Source organism: Oceanivirga salmonicida, assembly GCF_001517915.1.
GTDB lineage: Bacteria > Fusobacteriota > Fusobacteriia > Fusobacteriales > Leptotrichiaceae > Oceanivirga > Oceanivirga salmonicida.
In genome coordinates, this window is sequence record NZ_LOQI01000124.1 from 1 (window position 1) to 1714 (window position 1714).

The 1714-nt window shown below is 27.5% G+C and carries 1 protein-coding gene; it reads right to left on the reverse strand.

Translation table 11 applies throughout. The features are described 5' to 3' along the window. Positions 1–342: 342 nt before the first annotated feature. A complete protein-coding gene (locus AWT72_RS08485) occupies positions 343–1590 on the reverse strand; it encodes an IS256 family transposase (protein WP_067143601.1) in 1248 nt (415 codons plus the stop codon). Positions 1591–1714: the final 124 nt, after the last annotated feature.

Genomic DNA, 1714 nt, shown 5'->3' on the forward strand with positions numbered 1-1714 from the left:
CAGGTGCTAGAAAAATAGTAACAGTAATACATGAAATTAAACGTAGAAATGTGAAAAAAGGAAGAGCATGAAGATGTATAGGTGGAGGAATGGGAACTACTGTATTAGTAGAAAGACCATAAAAACATAGATTATATAAAATTTAAAATAATTTTTGAAATAAAAAAGAGAGAGTGCGGTAAAAAGTCTGTAACTTTTCATATGTTTTTTGAAAAAATTACAAATTACTTTTTAAAAACTCTTATGGTATATTTTATTGTTATTGTACTAATATTTATTGAAAATTATGTATAATAAACTTAAGGTAACTAGATTATCTAGTTATCTTTTTTTGTACTCATATTATGCTTCTACACGCTCCCTTCCAAATATTACCAGCATTTCTAAATAATATGTACCCCAATTATGTATTGGTTGATTCCATTTTTTAGTTATTTGTTCTGTTGATAAATAAAGGGCTTTGAATAATGATTCTTTACTTGGAAATACTGTTCTTGCTTTATTAAGTCTTTTATACTGTGAATTTAATGATTCTATAGCATTTGTTGTATATACTATTTTTCTAAATCCTTCACTATATGAAAACATAGGTGCTATATTATCCCAATTATCATACCATCTATCCATACAACTCTTATACTTTTTATCCCATTTTTCTTTAACCTTTTCTAAATTATTTAGTGCCTCTTCTTCTGTATTTGATTTATATATTGTTTTTAAATCTCTTGTAAATTCTTTTAAATCTTTATAACTAACATATTTAAGTGTATTTCTTATCATATGTACTATACAACCTTGCCAGTCTGTATTAGGATAAACTGTTTCTATTGCTTCTTTTATTCCAGTTAATCTATCTGAACACAAAACAAGTATATCTTTTAATCCACGTACTTTTAATGAATTTAAAACTCCAAACCAAAACTTAGAACTTTCACTATCTCCTATTTCTATTGATAATACGTCTTTGTATCCTTCTCTATTTATGCCCATAATGACATAAGCTGCTTTTTTACTAACTTTTCCTTCATGTCTTACTGAAAATACAGTAGCATCAATAAATACAACTGGATATACACTATCAAGAGGTCTTATCTTCCACTCATTAGCAATAGGTATTATTTTATCAGTAACTCTTGATACAAAGCTATCATCTACTTCAAAACCGTACATTTCTTCTATAGTTTCAGATATATCTCTTGTAGAATTACCTCTTGCATAAAGTTTCATAATTAAATCTTCAACTCTAGATATATCTTTTTGTCTTTTCGGAACGATAGCTGGATCAAAAGTAGAATTTCTATCTTGTGGAACTTCAACATCAAATTCACCATAAGAACTTCTTACTTTTTTAGATTTATATCCATTACGGTAATTATCTCTACTTTCATCTTGTCTATTTTTTTCTAAACCAATATGGTCATCCATTTCGGCTTCCATCATCTCTTTTAGTGTATTTCCTAACAAGTCTTTAAGAGCATCTTCGATATCTCTAACACTAGAAATATCATAATTATCAAGTAGTGCACGGACTACTTCTTTTTTCCCTTCAGTAGGTACTATTTTATGTACCTCTTTTTTTCTTTTAACCATAAGAAAAATCCTCCTTGATATATTTTATATTATATACCATAAGAGGATTTATTCAACCCTTATTTTTGATTTTTGAGAAGTTACAGACTTTTTACCGCACTCTCGTTTTTAGAAAATTCAGTAT

Bases quoted from the DNA above. Each gene is read 5' to 3' on its own strand.
- AWT72_RS08485 (WP_067143601.1), bottom strand. From the start codon at position 1,590: ATGGTTAAAAGAAAAAAAGAGGTACATAAAATAGTACCTACTGAAGGG.